At 56.7% G+C, this 24,842-nt stretch carries 20 protein-coding genes; 7 read left to right on the top strand and 13 right to left on the bottom strand.

The features are described from left to right. Nucleotides 1-13: 13 nt before the first annotated feature. From rluF to AAZT04_RS16255, 4 genes are all read right to left on the bottom strand, one after another. Nucleotides 14-877 (bottom strand): 23S rRNA pseudouridine(2604) synthase RluF, encoded by an 864-nt coding sequence (gene rluF / locus AAZT04_RS16270; protein ID WP_434680965.1) that lies wholly within the window; start codon nucleotides 875-877, stop codon nucleotides 14-16. A gap of 53 nt (nucleotides 878-930) precedes the next feature. Beyond that, nucleotides 931-1,851, bottom strand: coding sequence for an agmatinase (speB, locus tag AAZT04_RS16265; RefSeq protein ID WP_048760022.1), 921 nt, complete (start codon nucleotides 1,849-1,851; stop codon nucleotides 931-933). Between the two features lie 936 nt (nucleotides 1,852-2,787). After that, nucleotides 2,788-4,764 (bottom strand): biosynthetic arginine decarboxylase, encoded by a 1,977-nt coding sequence (gene speA, locus AAZT04_RS16260; RefSeq protein WP_041414938.1) that lies wholly within the window; start codon nucleotides 4,762-4,764, stop codon nucleotides 2,788-2,790. Then, nucleotides 4,757-4,900 (bottom strand): virulence promoting factor, encoded by a 144-nt coding sequence (locus tag AAZT04_RS16255; RefSeq protein ID WP_115058053.1) that lies wholly within the window; start codon nucleotides 4,898-4,900, stop codon nucleotides 4,757-4,759. The genes speA and AAZT04_RS16255 overlap by 8 nt, the downstream gene beginning before the upstream one ends. 759 nt (nucleotides 4,901-5,659) lie before the next feature. Here AAZT04_RS16255 and metK point away from each other — a divergent pair. Continuing rightward, nucleotides 5,660-6,814: a methionine adenosyltransferase gene (metK, locus tag AAZT04_RS16250; RefSeq protein ID WP_020828554.1), complete on the top strand. Its 1,155-nt coding sequence runs from the start codon at nucleotides 5,660-5,662 to the stop codon at nucleotides 6,812-6,814. A 126-nt stretch (nucleotides 6,815-6,940) separates the two neighbouring features. Here the strand turns inward: metK and AAZT04_RS16245 are convergent, their stop codons facing one another. From AAZT04_RS16245 to hrpB, 9 genes are all read right to left on the bottom strand, one after another. Further along, nucleotides 6,941-7,093 (bottom strand): Hok/Gef family protein, encoded by a 153-nt coding sequence (locus AAZT04_RS16245; RefSeq protein WP_041415673.1) that lies wholly within the window; start codon nucleotides 7,091-7,093, stop codon nucleotides 6,941-6,943. 379 nt (nucleotides 7,094-7,472) lie between these two features. After that, nucleotides 7,473-7,757: a NadS family protein gene (nadS, locus tag AAZT04_RS16240; RefSeq protein WP_434680961.1), complete on the bottom strand. Its 285-nt coding sequence runs from the start codon at nucleotides 7,755-7,757 to the stop codon at nucleotides 7,473-7,475. 1 nt (nucleotide 7,758) lies between these two features. Beyond that, the gene (locus tag AAZT04_RS16235) at nucleotides 7,759-8,091 is read right to left on the bottom strand and encodes a type II toxin-antitoxin system RelE/ParE family toxin (protein WP_046372667.1); all 333 of its coding nucleotides are present in this window, start codon (nucleotides 8,089-8,091) and stop codon (nucleotides 7,759-7,761) included. A 263-nt stretch (nucleotides 8,092-8,354) separates the two neighbouring features. After that, nucleotides 8,355-10,343, bottom strand: a complete 1,989-nt coding sequence (fhuB, locus tag AAZT04_RS16230; protein ID WP_020828555.1) for a Fe(3+)-hydroxamate ABC transporter permease FhuB — start codon at nucleotides 10,341-10,343, stop codon at nucleotides 8,355-8,357. Beyond that, nucleotides 10,340-11,248 carry a Fe(3+)-hydroxamate ABC transporter substrate-binding protein FhuD gene (gene fhuD / locus AAZT04_RS16225; RefSeq protein WP_434680958.1) on the bottom strand — a complete coding sequence of 303 codons (909 nt, stop codon included), beginning with the start codon at nucleotides 11,246-11,248 and terminating at the stop codon, nucleotides 10,340-10,342. The genes fhuB and fhuD overlap by 4 nt, the downstream gene beginning before the upstream one ends. Beyond that, nucleotides 11,248-12,045 (bottom strand): Fe3+-hydroxamate ABC transporter ATP-binding protein FhuC, encoded by a 798-nt coding sequence (gene fhuC, locus AAZT04_RS16220; RefSeq protein WP_046372664.1) that lies wholly within the window; start codon nucleotides 12,043-12,045, stop codon nucleotides 11,248-11,250. The genes fhuD and fhuC overlap by 1 nt, the downstream gene beginning before the upstream one ends. Nucleotides 12,046-12,092: 47 nt before the next feature. After that, nucleotides 12,093-14,285 (bottom strand): ferrichrome porin FhuA, encoded by a 2,193-nt coding sequence (gene fhuA / locus AAZT04_RS16215; RefSeq protein ID WP_434680955.1) that lies wholly within the window; start codon nucleotides 14,283-14,285, stop codon nucleotides 12,093-12,095. 253 nt (nucleotides 14,286-14,538) lie between these two features. Beyond that, nucleotides 14,539-17,037 (bottom strand): bifunctional glycosyl transferase/transpeptidase, encoded by a 2,499-nt coding sequence (gene mrcB / locus AAZT04_RS16210; protein WP_262033538.1) that lies wholly within the window; start codon nucleotides 17,035-17,037, stop codon nucleotides 14,539-14,541. Between the two features lie 288 nt (nucleotides 17,038-17,325). Next, nucleotides 17,326-19,788, bottom strand: a complete 2,463-nt coding sequence (gene hrpB / locus AAZT04_RS16205) for an ATP-dependent helicase HrpB (protein WP_434680953.1) — start codon at nucleotides 19,786-19,788, stop codon at nucleotides 17,326-17,328. A 56-nt stretch (nucleotides 19,789-19,844) separates the two neighbouring features. Here hrpB and thpR point away from each other — a divergent pair, with 56 nt between their 5' ends. The 6 genes from thpR (at nucleotide 19,845) to folK (ending at nucleotide 24,817) form a co-directional block, all read left to right on the top strand. Continuing rightward, nucleotides 19,845-20,387 (top strand): RNA 2',3'-cyclic phosphodiesterase, encoded by a 543-nt coding sequence (gene thpR / locus AAZT04_RS16200; RefSeq protein ID WP_129941504.1) that lies wholly within the window; start codon nucleotides 19,845-19,847, stop codon nucleotides 20,385-20,387. Next, nucleotides 20,384-21,091, top strand: a complete 708-nt coding sequence (gene sfsA, locus AAZT04_RS16195) for a DNA/RNA nuclease SfsA (protein ID WP_048760032.1) — start codon at nucleotides 20,384-20,386, stop codon at nucleotides 21,089-21,091. Before thpR ends, sfsA begins: the two co-directional genes overlap by 4 nt. A gap of 183 nt (nucleotides 21,092-21,274) precedes the next feature. Beyond that, nucleotides 21,275-21,730, top strand: a complete 456-nt coding sequence (gene dksA / locus AAZT04_RS16190; protein ID WP_020828563.1) for an RNA polymerase-binding protein DksA — start codon at nucleotides 21,275-21,277, stop codon at nucleotides 21,728-21,730. 72 nt (nucleotides 21,731-21,802) lie between these two features. Next, nucleotides 21,803-22,714, top strand: a complete 912-nt coding sequence (gene gluQRS, locus AAZT04_RS16185; protein ID WP_129941503.1) for a tRNA glutamyl-Q(34) synthetase GluQRS — start codon at nucleotides 21,803-21,805, stop codon at nucleotides 22,712-22,714. Nucleotides 22,715-22,775: 61 nt separating this feature from the next. Further along, the gene (gene pcnB, locus AAZT04_RS16180) at nucleotides 22,776-24,326 is read left to right on the top strand and encodes a polynucleotide adenylyltransferase PcnB (protein ID WP_071844533.1); all 1,551 of its coding nucleotides are present in this window, start codon (nucleotides 22,776-22,778) and stop codon (nucleotides 24,324-24,326) included. Next, the gene (gene folK / locus AAZT04_RS16175) at nucleotides 24,326-24,817 is read left to right on the top strand and encodes a 2-amino-4-hydroxy-6-hydroxymethyldihydropteridine diphosphokinase (protein ID WP_046372659.1); all 492 of its coding nucleotides are present in this window, start codon (nucleotides 24,326-24,328) and stop codon (nucleotides 24,815-24,817) included. Before pcnB ends, folK begins: the two co-directional genes overlap by 1 nt. Nucleotides 24,818-24,842: the final 25 nt, after the last annotated feature.

The raw sequence follows: 24,842 nt of genomic DNA, 5'->3' as shown, positions 1-24,842 counted from the left end.
ATGTTACCGGGCCTCAGCGTCCTTTCTTTTTACGACCCGGCTGAGCAAAGCGCTTGCGCGCAGGCGCGCTGTTGCTGGGTTTGTCGGCGCTTTTCGCCCCGCCGCCGGCCGGTTTTTTCACTGCCGGTTTGGCTTTCTTCGCCGGTTTGGCCTCCGAAGTGGAACCCTCTATCGACTTAAACAGTTCGACCAGTTCGTCGTCGGTTAAATCACGCCATTCACCCGGTGGCAAACCTGCCATGCTCACATTCATGATGCGAGTGCGTTCCAGCTTGGTGACCTCATAGCCGAAATGCTCGCACATGCGGCGAATTTGACGGTTCAGCCCCTGTACCAGCACGATGCGAAACACAAAGGGCGCTTCTTTCTTCACTTTGCATTTTTTCGTCACCGTACCCAGCATTGGCACGCCGGCACCCAAACCACGGATAAAGTCGTCGGTGACCGGTTTGTTGACCGTCACCCGGTATTCTTTTTCATGATCGTTGCCCGCACGCAGGATCTTGTTCACCAGATCGCCGTGATTGGTGAGGAAGATCAGCCCCTGCGAGTCTTTGTCCAAGCGTCCGATCGGGAAGATACGGGTGCTGTGGTTGACGAAATCGACGATATTGTCTTTCTCGCCCTCTTCGGTGGTACTGACGATCCCGACCGGCTTGTTCAGCGCGATAAAGATCAGGTTGTCTTCGTTACGAGGCTCAATCAGCTGACCGTTGACCTTGACGACGTCCCCTGGGAATACCTGATCGCCAAGCGTAACGCGCCTGCCATTGATAAAAACGTTGCCTTGTTCGATATAACGATCGGCGTCGCGGCGAGAGCAGATGCCGCTCTCGCTAATATATTTGTTAAGACGTGTGGAAGGCTTGGTCAGCATGTTTTCTCCATGAACTCTGGCCTCTGAAAGGCCAGAGTTTAAGCCAATACTGTTTAGGCCTGCTTTTTAGCCGCTTGCAGATACAGCATCTCCAGACCCAGGGTCGCCGCAGCCAGCGCGGTGATTTCGGACTGGTCATACGCCGGGGCGACTTCTACCACGTCCATACCGACGATGTTCAGCGACTGCATGCCGCGCACCAGTTTCAGTGCACGATCGGACGTCAACCCGCCGATGACCGGCGTACCGGTACCCGGTGCGAATGCCGGATCCAGGCAGTCGATGTCGAAGGTCAGATAAACCGGCATATCACCGACGATCTGTTTGATCTGAGCCAGCAGATCGTCAACGCTACGATCGTTAACCTGTGCCGCGTCCAGTACGGTGAAGCCGTTGTCATGGTCGAACTCGGTACGGATGCCGATCTGCACTGAGCGAGTTGGATCGATCAGGCCTTCGTTCGGCGCATGGAAGAACATGGTGCCGTGATCGTATTGGCTGCCGTTAGCATAGGTGTCGGTATGGGCATCAAAGTGCACCAGTGCCAGTTTGCCGAAATGTTTGGCGTGTGCACGCAACAACGGCAGAGTCACGAAGTGGTCGCCGCCGAAGGAGAGCATGCGCTTGCCGGCTTTCAGCAGTTTTTCCGCGTGCGCCTGCAGCTTGTCGCTCATGTCCTGAGCATCGCCGAAGTTGAACACCACGTCGCCGCAATCGACGACATTCAGACGATCGCGCAGGTCAAAGTTCCACGGCCAGCGATTGCCTTCCCAGGCCAGGTTGGTGGAAACCTGACGGATTGCCGCCGGACCGTGACGGCCACCGGCGCGGCCGGAGGTTGCCATGTCAAATGGAATGCCGGTGATGACCCACTCTGCATCGCTGTCGTAAGGCATAAAGTTCAGCGGAAAGCGCAGGAAACCAAAGGCATTGGACACTAAGGAATTATCGGGCTGATGGCCTAAGGTACTCATAGTAAACCCTCATATTTCAACGTTTCGCCTGTTGAAAAATCACACAGACGCTGACAAAAAAAAATCCCTCCCGCGTCGTTAGCCCGACGAGAAAGGGATCCATTCGAAATCTGTTTCAGTACTGCCTATGCAGCAGATTATCGCCGCATTTCACTCGCGCTTCAAGAGCGCGCATCATCATATCGGCTGCTCGTCGTTAGCCAGTATATACCCTGAATCCTACCGTCGTGTGACCCTTGCCGTCCGCCGAGGTTTGAACTTTGTGATTTTGATCCCTTTAGCTGGCAAGAAAAATATATAGGTTAATTATGCAACCTACTTTATTAAAAATAGATCAACAGAAATGTTAACAATTAATTTTTACACCTTTAGATAACACGAGATCAGTAAAGCCATGTTTAATATTATGCCTGTGCGCCAACGGCGAATAATTAAAAACAAAAAACTTTATATCACGCTAGAAACTCTCACTTTCTTATCAAGTATTCCGTTGGGTTATCTTTGTTCTAAATTTGACTCACTGAATGAAATATCCATAGAGGTAGTGCTTATCTATGTTCCCGTATCCATGATCGCCGTAGACTATTTTTATCAGCGCCTTGTGGGTGAACAAGCGCTGTGGTAGTAATGAACGCGCTTATCAGCATCTGTAGGGGGCGGTAGTGATTATAAAATTTCTCAAAATATTTTCGCTTTTCTTTCTTTGCTATGCGCTTGTCTTTCTGGTTAAAGGGGAAACCATTAGCACCGGCATAATGCTTAAAACGCTAGGTTACTCTTTCCTTATCGCATCAGGATATTTATTCGTTACCAGCCGCTGGTGGAAAAAACACGTCCTAAAATTGAAAGATGAGTAAATAAAATAGCCGGTCAGGCATCAGGGTATAAAAAAGGCCGGACATCCGTTGGATGCCCGGCCTTTCAGAAGCGCTCTACTTATTCATCTTCTAAATAAGTATAACCGTACAAACCGGCTTCGAACTCTTCCAGGAACTGCGCCTGCAGTTCGCTGTCCAGATCGGTTTCTTTCACCTGATCGCGGAACTTGGCCAACAGTGCGGTAGGGTCAAGCTGCACGTATTCCAGCATATCGGCAACGGTATCGCCTTCATCGGACAACTCGGTTTCTACCGTACCGTCAGGGAACACGAACACGTCAACCGAGGCGGTGTCGCCGAACAGGTTGTGCATGTTGCCGAGGATCTCCTGATAGGCGCCAACCATAAAGAAGCCCAGCGCCGGCGGGTTTTCCGGATCGTACGGCGGCATTGGCATGGTGGTCGCCACGCCGTCACCGTCGATGTAGTGATCGATGGTGCCATCCGAGTCACAGGTGATGTCCAGCAGCACCGCGCGGCCTTCCGGCGGCTTATCCAGGCCTTCCAGCGGCAGTACTGGGAACAGCTGATCGATACCCCAGGCGTCCGGCATCGACTGGAACAGCGAGAAGTTGACGTAGAACTTGTCCGCCATACGCTCTTGCAGTTCGTCGATGATTGGGCGGTGTGCACGGTTGCTCGGATCCAACTGCTGCTGGATCTTGTTGCAGATGTTCAGATACAGCTGCTCAGCCCAGGCACGCTTGGTCAGATCCAACATGCCGTGTGCATATTGAGTATGAACGTCGTGCAGATCCATTTGGCTGTCGTGCAGCCATTCACGCAGCGAGCGGCGATTTTCCGGCTCGTTCATTTCCTGCCAGGTTTCCCACATGCTTTCCAGCGCGCGTGGCGCGTCTTCAGCAGGCGGTAATGGTTCGCTGAATTCGTTGCGTTCAACGCCGATCACGTTGGATACCAGCACCGTATGATGCGCGGTCACTGCACGACCGGATTCGGTGATCACCGTCGGGTGCGGCAAACCGTGTTCATTACAGGCGTCGCCGATGCCCCAGATCACGTTGTTGGCGTATTCGTTCAGGCCGTAGTTCACCGAACAGTCGGACTGCGAACGGGTACCTTCATAATCTACGCCCAGACCGCCGCCCACGTCGAAGCACTGGATGTTCACGCCCAGCTTATGCAGTTCGACGTAGAAGCGCGCCGACTCACGTACGCCGGTGGCGATATCGCGAATATTGGCCAGCTGCGAACCCAGGTGGAAGTGCAGCAGTTGCAGGCTGTCGAGACGGCCCGCTTCACGCAGGGTTTCCACCAGCTTCAGTACCTGAATGGCTGCCAGACCGAACTTGGACTTTTCGCCGCCGCTCGACTGCCATTTACCGGAGCCTTGCGACGCCAGACGCGCACGCACGCCCAGGCGTGGTACCACGTTCAGCCGCTCGGCCTCTTCCAGCACCATGTTGATCTCGGACATCTTCTCGATCACCAGGTACACTTTGTGCCCCAGCTTTTCGCCGATCAGCGCCAGACGGATATATTCACGGTCTTTATAGCCGTTACACACGATCACCGAGCGGGTCATGCCAGCATGCGCCAGCACCGCCATCAGTTCGGCCTTGGAGCCGGCTTCCAGCCCCAGCGGTTCGCCGGAATTGACCAGAGATTCAATCACGCGGCGATGTTGGTTTACCTTGATCGGGTAAACCAGGAAATAGCCACCTTCATAGCCGAACGACTCACGCGCACGTTTGAACGCGGCATTGATCGAACGCAGACGGTGCTGCAGGATCTGCGGGAAGCAGAACAGTGCCGGTAGGCGTAAACCGTCGTTTTGACGCTGCTTCACCAGCTCGGCCAGATCGACACGTGCCTGCGGGACGTCCGGATCCGGGCACACGCTGATGTGGCCCAGTTCATTGACGTCATAATAATTGTTGCCCCAGTAGGCGACGTTATAAGTGCGCAGCATCTTGCTGGCATCACGATCATTCATGGCAACCTCCTGCATGGAGCGCAAAGATATAGATTCGCCCGTTGCTGACGGACGGTGAATCAAAAGATCATCAGACATTACTCGCCTCACATCGCGTACTGACGATACAGTCAGCCACTATCGCAGCTACAACCCGCGAGAACAACCCAACAAACCGCCCTTGCGGCAGCGAATAAAACTGCCGTTCGCGGTCAGCGATCGGTTTATTACTCATATAATTGTAAGACACCCTGTTCAAACCTCGTGAATCGGGTCAAGAAACATCCCACAGGAAGGCTGCAGGCTACCCTTGTTCAGTTCTTCAGACGACCGTTAACCGGCCCGAGAATCCTGAGTAGCGCCCAAGTGTTTATCACACCTGGAAGGTGGTGTAGAGACAAGACGGGAAATAGCAGAAGAATGTGCGCCAGAACGGCACTGCTGTTGAGAACCAACAACCGGTAGACAACGGATCATTAATCCAACCACCTCCACGCACGTCGCCCTCTATGAACGACTGAGCCTCTATTAATAGTGTAAGAACGTGACCGTTCTATGAAGCGGCGACGCCAAAGGTTGGCGTCTGCGGCTGACAATCAGACCACCCGTGGAGGCGTCACAGAAGTTTACAACTTCGTACCCCGCACTGTGCACCAAATGAGCCGCGCGCGCAGTTTATACCGATAACACGGGGAAAATGCAAAATGAAAATTTGTCGGAAACTGTTTCAAGCGATGAAAATGGCGCCGGAAGCTTTGCGCAAAAGAGCGAAAGGGCAAAAAAATACTGGCAATCCGGCTAAGGCCTGACCTAAAATAGACGTCCAGATGTTAATCCATCTATACTGGTTAACTGATAAACTGCTTAACGGCTTTGCCTGAGGGGCGTTGCAGGAAGCATCTCGCGCCATCAGCGGAAGACCCTTCGCTTTGATGCCGGATCTCCAGCGCTGTGCAGTAATTTCTAACCCGTCTTATGCAAGGTAAAGAACACCATGGCTAAACACCTATTCACGTCCGAATCCGTCTCCGAAGGACATCCTGATAAAATTGCTGACCAGATCTCCGATGCCGTTCTCGACGCCATCCTGGAACAAGATCCTAAAGCACGCGTAGCCTGCGAAACCTACGTGAAAACCGGCATGGTTCTGGTTGGCGGCGAAATCACCACCAGCGCCTGGGTAGATATCGAAGAGATCACCCGTAAAACCGTGCGCGAAATCGGCTATGTTCATTCGGATATGGGCTTCGACGCCAACTCTTGTGCCGTACTGAGCGCCATCGGCAAGCAATCCCCGGATATCAATCAGGGTGTTGACCGTACCGATCCTCTGGAACAGGGTGCTGGCGACCAGGGCCTGATGTTTGGCTATGCTACCAACGAAACCGAAGTGCTGATGCCTGCACCGGTGACCTACGCGCACCGTCTGGTGCAGCGCCAGTCCGAAGTCCGTAAAAACGGCACTCTGCCGTGGCTGCGTCCGGATGCGAAAAGCCAGGTCACCTTCCAATATGACGACGGCAAAATCGTCGGTATCGATGCGGTGGTACTGTCCACCCAGCATTCCGAAGATATCTCTCTGAAAGATCTGCAAGAAGCGGTGATGGAAGAGATCATCAAGCCGGTTCTGCCTGCAGAATGGCTGAGCGCCAGCACTAAATACCACATCAACCCGACCGGCCGTTTCGTTATCGGTGGCCCAATGGGCGACTGCGGCCTGACCGGACGTAAAATCATCGTTGATACCTACGGCGGCATGGCTCGTCACGGTGGCGGTGCGTTCTCCGGTAAGGATCCGTCCAAGGTTGACCGTTCAGCGGCTTACGCAGCGCGCTACGTGGCGAAAAACATCGTTGCCGCCGGCCTGGCTGACCGCTGTGAGATCCAGGTTTCCTACGCTATCGGCGTGGCGGAGCCAACCTCCATCATGGTGGAAACCTTCGGTACCGAGAAAGTCCCTACCGAACAGTTGACCCTGCTGGTACGCGAGTTCTTCGATCTGCGTCCATACGGCCTGATCCAGATGATGGATCTGCTGCAGCCGATCTACCGCGAAACTGCAGCTTACGGTCACTTCGGCCGCGAGCACTTCCCTTGGGAAGCGACCGACAAAGCAGAATTGCTGCGCGATGCTGCCGGCCTGAAATAAGCCTGCGTATCGAATGTGAAAACGGCAAGCCTTGGCTTGCCGTTTTTGTTTTTAGCGGATGGGTGCTCGTGGATCCACGCTCAAACAACCAACAGGCGGGAGCAATACTCCCGCCGTTGGGTTGCCTTACCTTTTGGATTCGTAAGCCAGAATGGCCGCAACTTCCGTGTTGCCCGATCGGATCCGCAGCTCACAAAGTTTGCTGCGTGTTATCCATGCCAGTGATATTACAGTGGCACAAATAACGACCAGTTTTAGGACACTCCCTTTGTTCGGCATCATGCCTCCTTCTCCTTGCCTCTCGGCGGGTAAGAAGCTAACCTAACGTTGTCTGGCGTTAGAGTTGGCCTCGGGTTGATGTATATCGACACGGGGCTTTTCTCTTTCTATCCCTTACGAATGCTCGGGACGAAAGATCCAGAGCACCCGCACGCAGTATATGCACCGCCCCTCAGATCTCAGCCCCCTTTCCACACTGAATACCCGTTCTGCGCAGCCGTACGCAAAGCTTTGCAATGGTATGAAAATACAAAAATAAAAAGCGCCAACAGTTGGCTGTTAGCGCTTAAGTGTACCCAGCAATTTTCTGGCTTTACTTGACTGTAATGATCTACTCATCCCAGACACTTTCATCGTGGATAAGAACACCGGAGATCGTCTAGTGTGAGGCAAGCTCACGGAAGAAAGCGGGGTTAGCCTGGATCGCCGCCAACACTTTTGCAGCCAGCCCGGTTGGGTTACGTCTTTTGGTTTCCCAGCTCTTAATGGTATCAACGCTGGTACCCAATACCTTTGCCATTTCGCTCTGAGAAACATTAAGCTGCGCCCTGATCGCCTTCACATCTGCGATATCATAACGCGTAACATTAGCAGGGGACTTACCCCCGTTCTTAATGGCGACAGCTTCTTCAAGAGACGTTTTCATATCGTCAAAAAAGCTCATGTCACACCTCATCTTTCAACAATTTCGTTAATTTCTTCAGCTCTGATTTTTCCATATCGGTCAGACTGTCTTTAATGCTTTTCGGATAGGCCATCACCAGATAGATCACCTCTTTGGTCGCCAGAAAGTAAATCACTCTGGCACTTCCCCTTTTTCCCTGGGGGCCTGTTGCCATCCTGACTTTCCGCAACCCGCCGGTTTTCTGTATCAAATCGCCTTTACCCGGTGATTCGATGAGTTCTTTCTGGAGTTCTTTTAGCTCGTCGTCCGTGGCTATTAGCTTGATCTGCCGCGTAAACATCGGGGTCTCAATAAATACTAGCGCATGACTCACTGGCACCCTCTCCATTTAAGGTACAAAGTACACCACGAAATGTACTATGTACACCAAGTTAACGTGAGTATGGGCACTCGAGATAGGATCCTGAGCCCCGCGCGCAGTATATGCACCGCCCCTCAGATCTCAGCCCCCTTTCCACACTGAATACCCGTTCTGCGCAGCCGTACGCAAAGCTTTGCAATGGTATGAAAATACGAAAAAATAAAGGCCCAGCGATGCTGAGCCTTGGAGGATAGAAACGGCAGGAACGACGTCGGTTACGAGGTTTGCTTACGCAGCAAATAAACGAAATACGGCGCCCCGATAAAGGTGGCCAACAGCCCGGCAGGGATCTGGTACGGGAACATCACCATGCGGCCACACCAGTCGGCAAACACCATCAGCAAGCCCCCCAACAGCGCGGCTATCACCATCTGCGGTAACGCACGGCGGAAGCCCAGCATACGTGCCATATGCGGCGCCATCAGGCCGATAAAGCTCAACGGCCCCACGGTCAACGTCGCCATCGCCGTCAGCGTAGCAGCCAGCAGCAGAATGACCACTCGCACCGGCGTCAGCGCAATCCCCACCGAACGGGCCGTGGCACTGCCCAAAGGCAGAATACTGAGCCAGCGGCGACACAATGGCGCCAACGCGATCAGCAGCGCAGCAATGGCCGCCGTACGTACCGCCTGTTCCGGCGTCACCGAGTAGGTGGAACCTGAAATCCAGGTCAGCAACCCGCCCATACGCGGATCGCCGCTCGCCAGCAGCAGGAAAATGGTGGTGGTAAAGGCCGTGCTAAGCGCAATACCGGCCAGCAGCATGCGTTCGGTGGAAAAACCACCGCGCCCGGCGGCAATCATAATCACCAATAGCGTCGCCGCTGCCCCCAGGCTGCCGGCCGGCAGCAGCCAGACAAAGGCATCCCCCGGCACGATAAACAGCATGACCACCACGCCAAAGGCCGCGCCGGAGCTGATACCCAGCACTTCCGGGCTGGCCATCGGGTTGCCGGTCAGCTTTTGGATCAAGGTCCCCGCCACCGCCAGCATCATGCCCGCAGCCAGCGCTGACAGCACGCGCGGCCAGCGCCACGGCATCAATGACTCCAGCTCTGCGCCCTGGCTCCAGTGCCAGCCTGTGGCGTTCTGACCAAACATTAATGCCACGGCAATGCCGGCCAGCAACACCGTCGCTGCCAGTGCTGCCCAACCCCACAGATGACCGCGTTCGGCAGGTACCCTGTCACCCAGGTTCATTGGTGGCGGCGTAGCGGCACTGCGCAACCGCGGCAACAACCACAGCAACAGCGGAGCACCAAACAGCGCCGTTGCCGCCCCGGTCGGGATCTCACGCCAGACCTGCGTCAACCAGATCATCACCTGGTCGGTCAACCACAGCAGCAGCGCCCCCAGCAACGGCGCCAGCATCATGCGATGCGCCAGGCGGCGCGCGCCCAGCATTTTTGCCATCAGCGGTGCAAACAGGCCAATAAAGCCAATGACGCCTACCGCATTCACCAACATCGCACTGAAAATTATCGCCACCGCCAGCGCGCAAAAACGCGCCATCGACAACCCTAAACCCAGATTGCGCGCAACGCCATCGTCCAGCCCCAGCAAGGTCAGCGGGCGCAACAGCAGCACAGCCAACACCCCGGCAATCAGCAGGCGCGGCAGGATAAACTGCGCGGTGCTCCAGTCCTGCTGGTTTAACGCACCGGTGCTCCACAGGAACAGACCCTGCAGTTGATCGTAATTGAACAGTGCCAGCAGACTGTTGACCGCCCCGCAATACAGCCCCAGCACCAGCCCGGCCAGGATCAGCGTCACCGGGGACATACGTTTGCCCCAGGCCACGCCGAACACCAGCCCACCGACCAGGATGGCGCCAGCCATTGCCGCCAGTTGCCGGGTCATCTCACCACCCGGCAACATCCACAAAGTGGCAATAGTCAGCCCAAGCTGCGCCCCAGCTGACACGCCGAGCGTCGCCGGTTCCGCCAGTGGATTACGCAGCACCTGCTGGAACAGTACGCCAACCAGCCCCAAGCCGGCACCGGCCAACAGAGACACCGACAGCCGTGGCAACAGGCTGTAGTGGAACAGCATTTGGCGCACATCGTCGATGTTCGGCGCGCTCAGCGCCTGTCCCCACAGTGCCCAGGGCAGCTGTTGCAGCAGATTGTAGATCGTCAGTCCGCCCGCCGCCGCCAACAGTAACAGCAGCAATGTCAGCGGTAATGCGCGAATGCGTGCGCTCATGAATAACTCTCCTGCACCTGCTCCAGCAGATGGCAAAAACGCATCGCTGACAGCGTCGCGCCGTAAAACCACACAGCCGGCACCTGACGCAATTGGTTCTGCCTGACAAACGGCAATGCCTGCCACAGTGGGGTAGAACTGACTTTTTCCATCATGGCCTGATTGCCGTGATCGAGATAAATCGCGCGCGCATTTTTTACCGCCGTCAGGCGCTCAATGCCCACCACCGCCGTACCCCAGAAATTGGTTTCCCCCTCCCAGGCATTTTGGATCCCAAGCTGATCCATCACCTCCTGGAACAGGCTTTTCTGGCCAATGACCAGCGCATGGCGCGTGTCCAGTAGGGAGAACAGCAGCAGCGGCTGTCGGGTGTAAGACTGCAGCCGCTGACGCGCATCCTGGATAAATCGGTCGAACTGGATCAGGTGCTGCTCTGCCCGTGCCTCAAGGCCCAGCCGCTGCGCCAGTTGCACTAACGACTTCCGGCCCACCGTCAGCGGTTTGCCGCTGCCGTCATTGAAGCCGAAGCTCATGGTCGGGCCGATAGGGGCCAGCTTTTGCGGCGTCGGCCCGTATCCCTGCGACAGCAGCAACAGCGAGGGGCGCAGCTGCTGCAGCAATTCCAGATTCGGCTCGGTGCGTTGACCGACGTCGATCACCGACGCCGGCATTTTCGGCTCTTCTACCCACAGGTTGTAGTTATGGATATCCGCGACGGCCAGCGGCGTGATCCCCAGCGCCAGCAGCAGCTCGACAGGCAACCACTCCAGCGCCACAATGCGCGAAAGATCGGGTGGCGTTGCCGCCGCCTGGCTCGGCAAGGAAAACAGCAGGGGCGACAGCGCCATGGCCGTCAGCAGGCGACGGCGAACGGCATCATGATGAAAATCAGAAGAATCAGGCATCAGTAGACAAAACTCACCGGCGCGCCGCCGCTTGGATGCGGCAGCGTACCCATAGGAATACCGTAGATTTGCTCCAGCACGTCACCCTGCATCAACTCCAGCGGGGTGCCCTGGGCAATCATCTCGCCGCCGCGCAACGCCACCAGATGGTCGCAGTAGCGTGCGGCCATATTGATGTCATGCAGCACCGCAATCACTGTCAGGCCACGCTCATGGCTCAAACGTTGGATCAAAGCCAGTACCTCAACCTGATGGGCAATATCCAGCGCCGAGGTCGGCTCGTCCAGCAACAGGCAGCGGCTGTCTTGCGCCACCATCATCGCCAGCCAGGCGCGTTGACGCTCGCCGCCGGACAGGCTGTCGACCAGGCGGTTGGCAAACGGCTTCAGCCCCACCAGCGCAATCGCCTCTTCCACCTGTTGGCGATCGTTAACACCAAAGCGGCCCAAGGCGCCGTGCCAGGGGTAGCGGCCAATCGCCACCAGTTCGCGCACCGTCATCCCTTCCGCGGCGGGTAATTGTTGAGGGAGATAAGCGACCTGACGTGCGAAGGCCTTGCTGTCCCATTGACTCAGCAGCTGCTGGTTAAGCCGCGCCGTACCGGCGGTTGGATTTTGGTGGCGACCGAGAATTTTCAGCAAGGTCGATTTGCCGGAGCCGTTGTGGCCGATCAGTCCGCAGACTTTCCCCACGGGAAAGGTCAACGACAAGGGTTGTAGCAGCACGCGGCCGGGAACGGCAAAGCTGGCGCTGTCCAGGGTAAAGGTGGCGTCGTGATTGAGGTGTTTATCCTGCATAGGTCCTACTCTGTCCGGGGCGACATGGCGCCGCCCCGGTAATCCGATTAGAAGCGGAAGGTTGCGGTGGCGACCACCTGGCGTTCAGCGCCCCAGTAGCAGCCATAGGTGGCAAAGCAGCTGGAGACGTATTCTTTATCAAACAGGTTGTTCACGTTGATGCCAATCGAGGAGCCTGGCAGATTGAAACGCGCCAAATCGTATTTTATCGCCGCATCTACAACCGTATAGTCCTTTACTTTAAAGGTGTTGGCTTCATCACCATAGCTGGAACCGACATAGCGAACGCCGGAGCCCAGGGTCAACCCGCTGAGTGCGGTTTCATGGAAGGTGTAATCCGCCCACACTGAAGCCATATGTTTTGGAATCGCCGCCGGGGTATTGCCCTGTTGCGTGGTGTCCTTGGTGTACTCGGCATCCGTGTAGGTATAAGACCCCAGCAGGTTGACGTTGGCCGTCAGTGCGGCTTTGCCTTCCAGCTCTACCCCGCGGGAACGGATCTCGCCCCCTTGTATGCTGGCGAATACATGGTCCGGATCCGCCACCTTATTGTTGGTTTTGGTCAGCTGATAAATCGCAATGCTGGCAGTAATTGGGCGATCTTTAGGTGCAAACTTCACCCCGGCTTCATACTGCTTGCCTTTGGAAGCGGCGAAGGTATTGCCACTAAAGTCAGTCCCTGAAGTGGGTTCAAAGGATTCACTGTAGCTGACATAGGGCGCAATGCCGTTTTCAAATACATAGTTCAAACCCGCGCGGCCGGTGAACTCGTTGTCCTTTTGCTTGGATACCGCGTTCTGGCTCAAACGATTGGTGCTGTTGGTGTCGCTCCAGTCATAACGCCCGCCCATGGTCAGCACCCAGTTATTCCACTCGGCCTGATCCTGTACGTAAAGCCCGGTCTGCTCTTGGCGGTTAACCTGACTGGCACCGCCGGTAATGGTATAGCTTTGATTGCCGTACTGCGGCGCCACCACATTAAGGCTAGAAGCACTGCCATACTGATAAACGACGTCGTTACGCATACGCATGTAGTCCACACCCATCAGCAAGGTGTGATCAACCGCTGCCGTCGCAAACTTTGCCTGCGCCTGAGTGTCCACTGCAAAACTCGACAAATGCTCTTTCGAGTTCATCACCCCACGCGTCAACTCTGCAGGATTGGTCGCGCTGATGCCCTGGCCATAGATAGAACGGTAGTCCACGTCCATCTTGGAATAACGCAGGTTTTGACGCAGGGTCCACACATCATCAAAGCCATGCTCAAAGGCGTATCCCACCATCTGTTGCTTACGCGAGATGTTGTTATAACCCGGCTCACCGTCGTTGAAACTGGTTGGCAACTTGCCGTTAATCCCATTTTGTACCGTCCCCTCTTTCGGCAGCCAGCCATAGAAGCCCACGCTTGGGTCATCCTGGAAACTGCTGAGGAATGTCAGTGACGTACGATCATCCGGCCGCCAGCTGAAAGAAGGTGCAATCGCATAGCGTTTGCTCTTCTCACCGATCTGCTGCTGATCTTCATCTCGCGCCAGACCGGTCAAGCGATAGGAATAAATGCCGTCATCATCCAATGCCCCGCCAAAGTCGAAGCCGGTCTGGAACAGATTGTCGGTACCCATTTTAAACTGAACTTCACGCAGGGTTTCCGTGGTCGGCCGCTTACTGACCAAGGCGACAACCCCGCCCGGGTTGCTCTTGCCATAAAGCACCGACGAAGGACCGCGCAACACTTCCGCACGTTCCAGGAAGTAAGGGTCAATTTGGTAAATGGAATAGTTATCGTCCTGCAGCTTCAGCCCATCCAGGTACATGTTGGTACCTACCGAACTGAAACCACGAATATTTACGGCATCATAAGCGGTAGAGGCGCCGCGGTTGCCCACCATCACGCCCGGCGTATAAGCCAGTGCGCCTTTTACCGTATCCGGCTGGCGCATATCCATCTCTTCACGCGTCACGACGGAAACCGACTGCGGAGTCTTTTCAATCGGCGTGTCGGTCTTGGTTCCGGTGGCACTGTGTTTGGCCGCGTAGGACCCTACCGGTCCCCAGGCGTTTTCCTGCTGCGATTGGCTGCTGCCCACCACGGTAAGGGTCTCTTCCTTGGTGGCGGACTTGGTATCGGCGGAAAATGCCGGCATAGCCAGCGTGCCAAGGGCGGCAGCGATAGTCATCGCTAACCCACTGACGTGAGAACGGCTCTGCTTGGCCGCGGAAGGAAGACGCTTGGTCGACATAGGTGGTTTCTCTGATGAATTATTTGATAACGAATGTAAACGATAATAATTATTATAATCGCGGCATTTTATGCAGAAGCTAAATTAAACTGCAAGTCGAATTCGGAGGGTAAATTGGTGTGCGATTAACCGCTTAGCCACATCAAGCAGGTGGAAATAAACTGCGCAGAGAAATAAAAAAGCCCGCAACGGGAAGTTACGGGCTTAATAATAAAGAAAAACTTTTCACCTGAGCGGTGACATGCAAGGTCGCTTACTTGCCGAACATGTCCTTGATCCAGCCGGCAACGCCGTCAGCATCTTTTTGTTCGCCCGCAGGCTGTTGCTGCTGCTCTTGTTGCTGCTGCTGAGCGGCCTGACTCGCCTGGCACAACCCCTGCGGATTATCGGTCCATACCGGAATGGTACGCCCACCGCCGCCACAGACGAAGTTACCGCTGCCGTCGATAGTCATCTGGTTGATACCTTCCGGCGGTTGCAGCATCAGCGGCAACGGCGTCTGGTTTTCCAGATAGCGGCGATACAGCGTCAGCGCACCGTTGGCACCGGTCAGCTTGGCTGGGCCGTTGTTATCGCGCCCTACCCAGGCGATAGCCACTTCTTTACCGTCGATACCGGCAAACCAGCTGTCGCGCAGGTCGTTGGTGGTACCGGTTTTCGCCGCCAGATTGTAGTTGGGGAATTTCACCGACAATGAGCGGGAAGTCCCGCGCGCTACGCCCTGCTGCATCGCATACAGCGTCAGGTAAGCCGCCTGTGCCGGTACCACGCGTTCCGCCTGCGGGAAGCTCTGGTACAGCACTGAGCCGTCTTCAGCAATCACCGAACGCACCGCAGATAGCGGAGCACGGTTACCGCCACCGGCAATGGTCTGGTATTCCTGCGCCACTTCCATCGGCGTCAGGCCAATCGCGCCGAGCAGCATCGAAGGCACCGGATTGATTTCAGCTTTCGGAATGCCCAAACGCTGCAGCGTTGCGCTGACCTGATCCAGGCCAACCGACATACCCAGGTTTACCGTCGGTACGTTGAGTGAAAAGGCAAGGCCATCCACCAGCATCACCTGCCCGCGGAACTTGCGGTCATAGTTGTTTGGCTGCCAGACGGTGCCGTTCGACAATTTCAGCGTCAGCGGCTGATCCGCCAGCCAGGTGTTCAGACGATATTTGTCCGGCTCAGACAGCGCAGTCAGGTACGTCGGCGGCTTGGCCAGTGAACCGACCAGGCGACGCGCCTGCATGGCACGGTTAAACCCGGCAAACTGCGGGTTGGCACCGCCGACCATGGCGCGAACTTCGCCGCTGAAACGATCGACAATCACCATCGCCGCTTCCAGATCCTGAACATGACGAGCCGCCTTCAAGGCCGGCACGCCGTCTTCAACCGCTTTTTCCGCCGCATCTTGCGACACCGGATCCAGCGTGGTGAAGATTTTCACCCCGGACAAGTCGTTAACCTTGTCACCCAGCTTGGCTTGCAGCTCCTGACGCACCATCTGCATAAACGCCGGCTGCGGTGTGATCACCCCACCTTTCGGCTGCACGCCCAGTGGACGAGCGCTAAGCATGTCGTACAGTTCACCGTCGATAACGCCCTGGTTCTGCAACAGTTTGAGCACCAGGTTACGACGTTCCAGCGCCAGCTTCGGGTTACGCCAAGGGTTATACAGCGACGCGCCCTTGACCATGCCCACCAGCAGCGCCTGCTGATCCAGGCTCAGTTCGTCCACCGGACGGCCGAAGTAGTACAGGCTGGCCAACGGGAAGCCGCGAATTTGATCGTTGCCGCTCTGGCCGAGATAAACCTCGTTCAGATACAGCTCAAGGATGCGATCCTTGCTGTAACGGTAATCCACCAACAACGCCATGTAGGCTTCGTTGGCCTTACGCCACAGCGAACGCTCGTTGGTCAGGAACAGGTTTTTTACCAACTGCTGCGTCAGGGTACTGCCGCCCTGCACCGCACGTCCGGCGGTCAGGTTAGCCAGCACCGCACGACCGATGGAGTAAGGGCTGATGCCGTCATGCTCATAGAAGTGACGGTCTTCGGTGGCAATCAGCGTATCCACCAGCAGGTCAGGGAAACCGGCGCGCGGCACGAACAGCCGCTGTTCGCCGTTCGGCGACTGCAACATGGTGATCAGACGCGGATCGAGACGGAAGAAGCCGAAGCTGCGCTGGTTTTCCATGTTCTCGATATTCGCGAGACGGTTGTTCTGGAAATTCAGACGCGCGTGGATCTGCCCTTCTTTGCCGTCCGGGAAATCAAACGGACGACGCAGCAACTCGATGCTGTTGGCCTGCACGGTAAACTCACCCGGGCGCGTCATGCGGCTTACCTGGCGGTATTGCATGCCCTCGAGTAAATTGACCATTTCTTTTTTGCTGTACGGCATGCCCGGTTCCAGGTTGACCATGCGGCCATAAACCGCCGCCGGCAACTGCCAGACCTTGCCGTCAATGCGGCTGCGGATCTGCGAATCCAGGTACACGCCGTAGATCGCCAACAGCACGGCAACCACCAGAATCAGTTTGATCAGCAGGCCGAGCCAACGGCGTTTTTTACGCGGCGGAGTCGCTTTTACCTTACGCGGCATGCGTTCTTCCTCGTCTTCATAATCATCATCCTGGTACTCGTCTTCCTCGTAATCATCGTAATCGTCATCTCGACGACGGCGCGGCGGCTTGCGCGACGCGGTGCGTGTTGGTTGTTTCCCTTTGCGCCCGATGGGCTCGCGGTCATCCCCAGCCATTGCTGTTGTTCTCCAGACTTGGCGGCACTGCCGGCCATTATGAGTCGCTTAATCTGTCGCGGCGCCAGACCGCTGAACAGAAGAAACATCTGAATTCTTCTTCTAAATAATTGGCGTTGCATCACAATAAAACCAACGGTTTTGTTGAACAGCGCTTGCGCTGGCCCCAACGGGGCGAGGCTCTGCCGAGCAACGCGATGAGAGAGCTTATCCCGATGAGCTTACTCTAGTAAGTGATTCGGGTAAGTGAACACAGCCAACACAGATGCGGCGTCAAATATGACGAGGCTACTGATATTTTTTCGTGCGCCGCGTCGGGGCGGTATTCGCCGGATCGTCCGGCCACACGTGTTTCGGGTAGCGCCCTTTCATCTCTTTTTGCACTTCCCGGTAAGCCCCCTGCCAGAACGCCGCCAGATCGCCGGTAATTTGCAACGGCCGGTGCGCCGGTGAGAGTAACTCAAGCACCACCGGGATGCGACCTTCGGCCAACATCGGGCTGCGCTGTTCACCGAACACTTCCTGTAAACGCACCGCCAGCGCCGGAGGTTTTCCGGCATCATAACGGATGGGCAAGCGGCTGCCGGTCGGCACAGTGTAATGAGTGGGTAGCGCATTATCCAGCCGCTGTTTTTGCTGCCAGTTCAGCAACCGCGCCAAAGCCTCGGCGATATTCACCTGTTTTAATCCGCGCATGTCCCGCACGCCACCGAGCGACGGCAATAACCACTGCTCCAGCGAGGCCAACAGCGACTCATCGTCGACCGGCGGCCAGGCGGCCTCCGGCAACCAGTTTTGCGCGCACTGCAAGCGCAGCCGCAGCTGTTCGGCGGCGGTATCCCAGTTGAGTACCGCTATGCCCTGAGCGCGAACCCAGTTAATCAATGCCTGCTGCAGCTCTTCGTCCGCCGGCTTGGCCAACGGTTGAGCACGCAGCGTCAGACGACCAATTTGCTGGCGTTTCCAGGCACGTAAAGTGCCCTTTTCTTCATCCCATTCCACCGCCGTTTGCTGGGAAACCATCGCCGGCAACTGCGCCGCCAGTGCATCAATTTCCACCGGCAACGCGAGCAGGATACGCGCATCGGGGCTGTTGTGCCCCTGTAGCAGGCTTGGCACGATAAGCCAGGGGGCACGTGACAATGCTTCATCCTGATTCATCGCCGCGCCCATGCCGTTGGCCAGCAGATAGCGGCCATCCTGCCCCCGTCGTTGGGCAATGCGATCGGTAAACGCCAATGCCAGCAGCCGCGGTGCCAGTTCGACATCAATCCGCCCCGCTTTCACCTGCAGACGGCGAGCTAGCTGTGTAGCGCGGCGCTGCCAATTTGGCTGCGGACGACTCAGCCAGTAGCCGATATCCATCTGCCCGCCGCGTGGGGGTTCCTCCAGCAACGCAGCCAAAGCAGCTGCCGTCGCCAACCCATCTGCCCCCAGTTCTGCGCCGTGGGTCAGCATCGCCGCCAAACGCGGCTCACAGCCCAGAACAGCCATTTGTCGGCCACGCGCCGTGAGCTTATCGGCGTCATCGGTGGCGCCAAGCTGCTGCAATAGCCTTTTTGCGGCGGCCAGCGCCGTTTCCGGCGGACGGTCGAGCCAGGTCAGTTGCCCGACGTCATGGCAACCCCATTGCAGCAGTTCCAGCCAAAAACCAGCGAGATCGCTTTGCAGGATTTCCGGCTCGGCGTGCTCTGCCGCCCGTTCAGCCTGTTCTTTGGCAAACAGATGCCAGCAGATGCCCGGTTCCAGACGCCCGGCACGGCCTGCGCGCTGGATCATCGACGCCTGGCTGATACGTTGAGTCACCAGCCGCGTCAGACCATTGCGCACGTCATAACGCGCAACGCGTTCCAAGCCACTGTCCACCACCAACCGAATGCCTTCGATGGTCAGACTGGTTTCGGCAATATTGGTCGCCAGCACCACTTTGCGGTGCCCGGTCGGCGCCGGTTGAATCGCCTTCTGCTGCTGCGCCAGCGGTAAAGCGCCGTACAGTGGGCACAGCTCGGTATCGGCCGCCACTTCACCGTTCAACCGCTCCAGCACCCGGTTGATTTCTGCCACGCCGGGCAGGAACAGCAGCAGCGACCCCATTTGCTCAGACAGCAGGCGCTTCACCGCCGTCGCCACGCCGTCCTCCAGCCGTTGGTGGCTGGCCAGGGGCTGATACTGGCGCTCTACCGGGAAGCTGCGCCCGGCAGACACCACCGCCGGTGCCTGTGGCAACAGCTGCGCCAAACGGGCATTATCCAGCGTCGCCGACATGATCAGCAGTTTCAGATCGTCGCGCAGCCCTTGTTGTACGTCCAGCAATAGCGCCAACGCCAAATCGGCCTGCAGGCTGCGCTCGTGGAATTCGTCGAGGATCACCAGCGAAACGCCCTGCAGCTCGGCATCCTGCTGCAGCATGCGGGTGAGAATGCCTTCGGTCACCACCAGCAGCTGGGTCTCCGGCCCGCTTTTGCTTTCGGCGCGCATGCGGTAGCCCACGGTCTGACCGGGTTCCTCCCCTAACTGCTGCGCCAACCGGTACGCCACGTTCTTCGCCGCCAACCGCCGGGGTTCGAGCATGATAATGCGGCCAGGCAATCCGGCTTTAGCCAGGATCTGCAATGGCAGCCAGGTCGATTTACCGGCACCGGTCGGCGCATGCAGCAGAACCTGCGGAGCGGATTGCAGCGCAGTGAGCAATTCATCAAGAACCGCGCTGACGGGCAGTGAAGACACAGAACTCTCCGTAGTGGTTAACATTAGACGGCGCACATTGTAGCATTAGACTCTGCGTTTCATTTACTTGCCGGGTATCTATGTCCAGTTCGCGCCGCCTGTTTTTCGCCCTGACCTTGCCTGATGCGCTGCAGCAGCAGGTGATCCGCTGGCGTGCCGATGCCTTTACGCCGGAAGCCGGTCGGCCGGTCGCGGCCGCCAATTTGCACCTGACGCTGGCCTTTCTCGGCGACGTCACGGCGCAGAAAGAAACGGCGTTGAAAAAACTGGCCGGTCGCATCAGTCAGCCCGGTTTCAGCATGGTGCTCGATGATCTCGGTCACTGGCCGCGTCCCGGCGTCGTTTGGCTTGGCACCCGGCGCGCACCACGTGGGCTGTTGCAACTGGCGGAATTGCTGCGCTCGCAGGCGGCGCGTAGCGGCTGCTACCAAAGCCCAATGCCGTTTCATCCGCATATCACCCTGCTGCGCTCCGCGACCCAGCCGGTCGCCATACCGCCCGCAACGCCGGGCTGGCACTTCAGCGTCAACGAATTCGCCTTATACCAGTCAGTTTTTGAAAACGGCCGCACGCGTTATCAGATGCTTGAACAATGGCCCTTAGCCCCTCAGGACACCCCATGATTTTTACGCCCCCCCTGCGCCATGCCACGCTGATTAAACGTTACAAACGCTTTCTGGCGGACGTCGTCACGCCAGAAGGGGAAACCTTCACGCTGCACTGCGCCAATACCGGGGCTATGACCGGCTGTGCGACTCCCGGCGACACTGTTTGGTACTCCACCTCGGATAATGCCAAACGCAAATACGCCCACAGCTGGGAACTGACGCATACCCAACAGGGGGATTGGATCTGCGTAAATACCCTGCGTGCCAATGGGCTGGTACGCGAGGCAATCGAACAGAATCTAATCAATGAATTATCCGGTTACAGTAAAATCAGCAGCGAAGTAAAATATGGCAGTGAAAATAGCCGTATCGATTTGTTATTACAGGCAGAAAATCGAGCCAACTGCTATATTGAAGTTAAGTCAGTCACATTACTGCAACAACAACGTGGTTACTTTCCTGATGCGGTAACGCTCAGAGGACAGAAACACTTGCGTGAGTTGCAAAGCGTGGTTGAAAGCGGGCAACGGGCGGTATTGTTCTTTGCTGTGTTACATAGCGGTATTGAGCAGGTCGCACCGGCACATCATATAGATGAGCGTTATGCGGCACTGTTGGCACAGGTTCAGCAGTTGGGCGTAGAAGTGGTTTGTTATGGGGCTAAATTATCACCTGACGGTATATCTCTCTGCGATAAGTTACCGTTTTTTATCGATTAGCGCTGACCGGGTACAAATAATCCGACTACCGGTTATCGCATCGCCAAATACGCCTTCCTTCACACCATTGTCAAGCAGGCGACAGGAATAATTGCCAACCTACTCCCCATCTGGTATTTATAGCGGCCTGTTTTTCCCCCGCATTGGGGATTCGATAGTGCGTGTGTATGTAGGAGAAGCAACATGCAAGAAGGGCAAACCCGTAAAACCTCGTCCTTGAGCATTCTCGCCATCGCTGGGGTGGAGCCGTACCAAGAGAAGCCGGGCGAAGAGTACATGAACGACGCCCAGTTGTCGCATTTCAAGCGCATTCTTGAAGCATGGCGCAACCAGCTCAGGGATGAAGTGGACCGTACTGTATCGCATATGCAGGATGAGGCAGCAAACTTCCCTGACCCGGCCGACCGTGCCACTCAGGAAGAAGAATTCAGCCTTGAACTGCGTAACCGCGATCGCGAACGCAAACTGATCAAAAAGATCGAGAAAACGCTGCGAAAAGTAGAAGACGAAGATTTCGGCTACTGCGAATCCTGCGGCGTGGAGATTGGCATTCGTCGCCTCGAAGCGCGTCCGACTGCCGATTTGTGCATCGACTGCAAGACTCTGGCCGAAATCCGCGAAAAGCAGATGGCCGGCTAATACAGTTGTTATCGCTGCGGCGTGCGCGTCAGTGTGCGCCGCACAGAGAAAAGGGAAAGTTTCCCCTCTGATATGCAAGAAAGACATTATGTGGGGCGCTTTGCCCCATCGCCTTCCGGGGATCTGCATTTCGGTTCGCTGATTGCCGCTCTGGGAAGCTACCTCCAGGCTCGTGCCCAACACGGGCAATGGCTGGTTCGCATTGAAGATATCGATCCCCCGCGCGAAGTCGCCGGTGCGGCCGATCGTATCTTATCCGCTCTGGAACACTATGGTCTCCACTGGGACGGCCAGGTCATCTATCAATCCCAACGTCACGAAGCTTACCGCGCCACTCTGGAACACCTGCATCAGCAGGGACTGAGCTATTTCTGCAACTGCACCCGCAGTCGTATCCAGCAGATTGGCGGTCTTTATGATGGTCATTGCCGTGCTTTGAATCTCGGCCCGCAGGGCGCCGCCATCCGTTTGCGCCAATCCAGCCCGGTTTATGCCTTTCACGATCGCCTGCAGGGTGAATTGCAGGCCGATCCGGCGTTGGCGCGGGAAGACTTTATTATCCGTCGACGCGATGGGCTGTTCGCATATAACCTGGCGGTGGTGGTTGATGACAATTTTCAGGGCGTGACCGAAATCGTGCGCGGCGCCGATCTGATCGAACCTACCGTGCGTCAGATTGCGTTGTACCGTCAGTTACAGGCGCCGGTGCCCGCCTATGTTCATCTGCCGTTGGCGCTGGGTGCCAACGGCATCAAATTGTCGAAGCAAAACCATGCGCCCGCGCTGCCCACAGGCGATCCGCGCCCGGTGCTGGTTGCCGCACTGAAGTTTCTGCGCCAACCGCTGCCGGAAAGCTGGCAAGATCTTGACCTGCCGTTATTATTGAGCTGGGCGATCGCACACTGGAAGCTGGATGATGTGCCGCGTCAGGAGGCTATTCCCCTGGACGAAAACACATCAGCATTCTCAAAAGAGCCATGGTGAGCTATGATTAGCCGCTATTTTTTGTTAGCGCCATTTTTTTCAGACACTATCGAGGTGTACCATTTTTACCCGAGTAGCCAATTTCTGCCGTAAGGTGCTAACCCGCGATGACAAGCTGCCGCGTGACGATGCGCCGGTCAGCGATACAAACGTAGTCCGCGAAGAAAGCGCGGTGGCTGCGAAGCCGTCTGCGCCGCAGCAACGTTCCGCCGATCGCGGCAGAGATACTCCTGCCCGCCGGCAGGCACCGCGTAAACGCCCACCTTTTCCTGCCGCAGAGGGAACCGGCCCAATGACCGTTATCCCCCGCGATCAGCATTCCATCTCACGTAAAGACATCAGTGAGAACGCGCTGAAGGTGCTGTACCGCCTGAATAAATCCGGCTTCGAAGCTTATCTGGTCGGCGGCGGTGTACGTGACCTGCTGCTGGGCAAAAAACCGAAAGATTTCGACATCACCACCAACGCCACGCCGGAGCAAGTGCGCAAGCTGTTCCGTAACTGCCGCCTGGTGGGCCGCCGTTTCCGTTTGGCGCACGTGATGTTCGGGCCGGAAATCATCGAGGTTGCCACCTTCCGTGGCCACCACGAACAGCAAACGCCGGATTCTGACAAAAACTCTTCCCAGCAGGCCCAAAACGGCATGCTGCTGCGCGACAACATCTTCGGTTCGATCGAAGAAGATGCTCAGCGTCGCGACTTCACCATCAACAGCCTGTATTACGGCGTGGCGGACTTCACCCTGCGTGATTACGTCGACGGCCTGCGCGACCTGAAGCAGGGCGTGATTCGTCTGATCGGCGATCCGGAAACCCGCTACCGCGAAGACCCGGTGCGCATGCTGCGTGCGGTGCGCTTTGCCGCCAAGCTGGACATGACCATCAGTGACGAAACCGCCGAGCCGATCCCGCGTCTGGCCTCGCTGCTGCATGAGATCCCACCGGCGCGCCTGTTTGAAGAGTCGCTGAAACTGCTGCAGGCAGGCTACGGTTACCCAACCTATCTGAAGCTGTGTGAATACCAGCTGTTCCAGCCGTTGTTCCCGCAGATCGCACGTCACTTCACCCCGACCCATGACACGCCAATGGAGCGTATTCTGGTTCAGGTGCTGAAGAACACCGACTACCGTCTGCAAAACGACATGCGCGTCAATCCGGCATTCCTGTTTGCTGCTATGCTTTGGTATCCGCTGCTGGAACATGCGCAGAAACTGGCGCAGGAAAGCGGTCTGGCGTACTACGACGCCTTCGCACTGGCCATGAATGACGTGCTGGACGAGCAATGCCGTTCATTGGCGATCCCGAAACGCATTACCACGCTGGTTCGCGATATCTGGCAGTTGCAGCTCCGTCTGTCTCGCCGCCAGGGCAAGCGCGCGCACAAGCTGATGGAACACCCGAAATTCCGCGCCGCTTACGATCTGCTGGCGCTGCGTGCCGAAGTGGAAGAAAACCAGGAGATGTTGCGTCTGACCGAATGGTGGGGCGAGTTCCAGGAAGCTACCCCGGCGCGCCAAAAGAACATGTTAAGTACCTTGGGTGACGATCCGGCGCCGCGCCGCACGCGTCAACGCCGCCCTCGCCGTCGGACGCCGCGTAAAGAAGGGGAATAATGATCCGCGTTTATATCGCGCTGGGCAGTAACCTGGCGCACCCGTTGCAACAGGTCAAGGCCGCACTGGAAGCGCTGGAGCATCTCCCGCGCACCCGGTTAATCCTTTGTTCTTCGTTTTACCGCACCAAGCCGCTGGGGCCGCAAAACCAGCCGGACTTTCTCAATGCGGTGGTGGCGCTGGATACCTTGCTGCCCGCGGAACAGCTGCTGGATCATACCCAGGCGATAGAACGCAATCAGGGCCGCGTGCGCAAAGATGAGCGCTGGGGCCCACGCACCCTCGATTTAGACATCATGCTGTACGGCGATCAGGTTATTCATACCGATCGCCTGACGGTGCCGCATTACGGCCTGAAAGAACGCGAGTTCATGCTCTACCCGCTGGCGGAAATCGCCCCTGACCTGATTTTCCCGGACGGCGAGTCGCTGACCAGTTGCCTGAAGCGCGTGCCGGAAAACGGCATGGAACTGTGGCATAAACCCAAGTAAACGTCAGCGTCGGGCGCAGTTCATA

The sequence above is a fragment of the Serratia sp. Je.1.23.a genome (assembly GCF_051129805.1).
Classification (GTDB): Bacteria; Pseudomonadota; Gammaproteobacteria; order Enterobacterales; family Enterobacteriaceae; genus Serratia; species Serratia liquefaciens.
The sequence above is the reverse complement of the archived record's forward strand: the minus strand, read 5'-3'. Positions and strand labels throughout refer to the sequence as shown.

What these genes read in the sequence shown, in the direction of transcription:
- rluF (WP_434680965.1), bottom strand. Translation starts at nt 877, where the DNA reads ATGCTGACCAAGCCTTCCACACGTCTTAACAAATATATTAGCGAGAGC.
- sfsA (WP_048760032.1), top strand. Translation starts at nt 20,384, where the DNA reads ATGATTTTTACGCCCCCCCTGCGCCATGCCACGCTGATTAAACGTTAC.
- fhuD (WP_434680958.1), bottom strand. Translation starts at nt 11,248, where the DNA reads ATGCCTGATTCTTCTGATTTTCATCATGATGCCGTTCGCCGTCGCCTG.
- nadS (WP_434680961.1), bottom strand. Translation starts at nt 7,757, where the DNA reads ATGAGCTTTTTTGACGATATGAAAACGTCTCTTGAAGAAGCTGTCGCC.
- speB (WP_048760022.1), bottom strand. Translation starts at nt 1,851, where the DNA reads ATGAGTACCTTAGGCCATCAGCCCGATAATTCCTTAGTGTCCAATGCC.
- AAZT04_RS16255 (WP_115058053.1), bottom strand. Translation starts at nt 4,900, where the DNA reads ATGAGTAATAAACCGATCGCTGACCGCGAACGGCAGTTTTATTCGCTG.
- mrcB (WP_262033538.1), bottom strand. Translation starts at nt 17,037, where the DNA reads ATGGCTGGGGATGACCGCGAGCCCATCGGGCGCAAAGGGAAACAACCA.
- thpR (WP_129941504.1), top strand. Translation starts at nt 19,845, where the DNA reads ATGTCCAGTTCGCGCCGCCTGTTTTTCGCCCTGACCTTGCCTGATGCG.
- metK (WP_020828554.1), top strand. Translation starts at nt 5,660, where the DNA reads ATGGCTAAACACCTATTCACGTCCGAATCCGTCTCCGAAGGACATCCT.
- fhuA (WP_434680955.1), bottom strand. Translation starts at nt 14,285, where the DNA reads ATGTCGACCAAGCGTCTTCCTTCCGCGGCCAAGCAGAGCCGTTCTCAC.
- AAZT04_RS16245 (WP_041415673.1), bottom strand. Translation starts at nt 7,093, where the DNA reads ATGCCGAACAAAGGGAGTGTCCTAAAACTGGTCGTTATTTGTGCCACT.
- hrpB (WP_434680953.1), bottom strand. Translation starts at nt 19,788, where the DNA reads ATGTTAACCACTACGGAGAGTTCTGTGTCTTCACTGCCCGTCAGCGCG.
- gluQRS (WP_129941503.1), top strand. Translation starts at nt 21,803, where the DNA reads ATGCAAGAAAGACATTATGTGGGGCGCTTTGCCCCATCGCCTTCCGGG.
- fhuC (WP_046372664.1), bottom strand. Translation starts at nt 12,045, where the DNA reads ATGCAGGATAAACACCTCAATCACGACGCCACCTTTACCCTGGACAGC.
- speA (WP_041414938.1), bottom strand. Translation starts at nt 4,764, where the DNA reads ATGTCTGATGATCTTTTGATTCACCGTCCGTCAGCAACGGGCGAATCT.
- dksA (WP_020828563.1), top strand. Translation starts at nt 21,275, where the DNA reads ATGCAAGAAGGGCAAACCCGTAAAACCTCGTCCTTGAGCATTCTCGCC.
- folK (WP_046372659.1), top strand. Translation starts at nt 24,326, where the DNA reads ATGATCCGCGTTTATATCGCGCTGGGCAGTAACCTGGCGCACCCGTTG.
- fhuB (WP_020828555.1), bottom strand. Translation starts at nt 10,343, where the DNA reads ATGAGCGCACGCATTCGCGCATTACCGCTGACATTGCTGCTGTTACTG.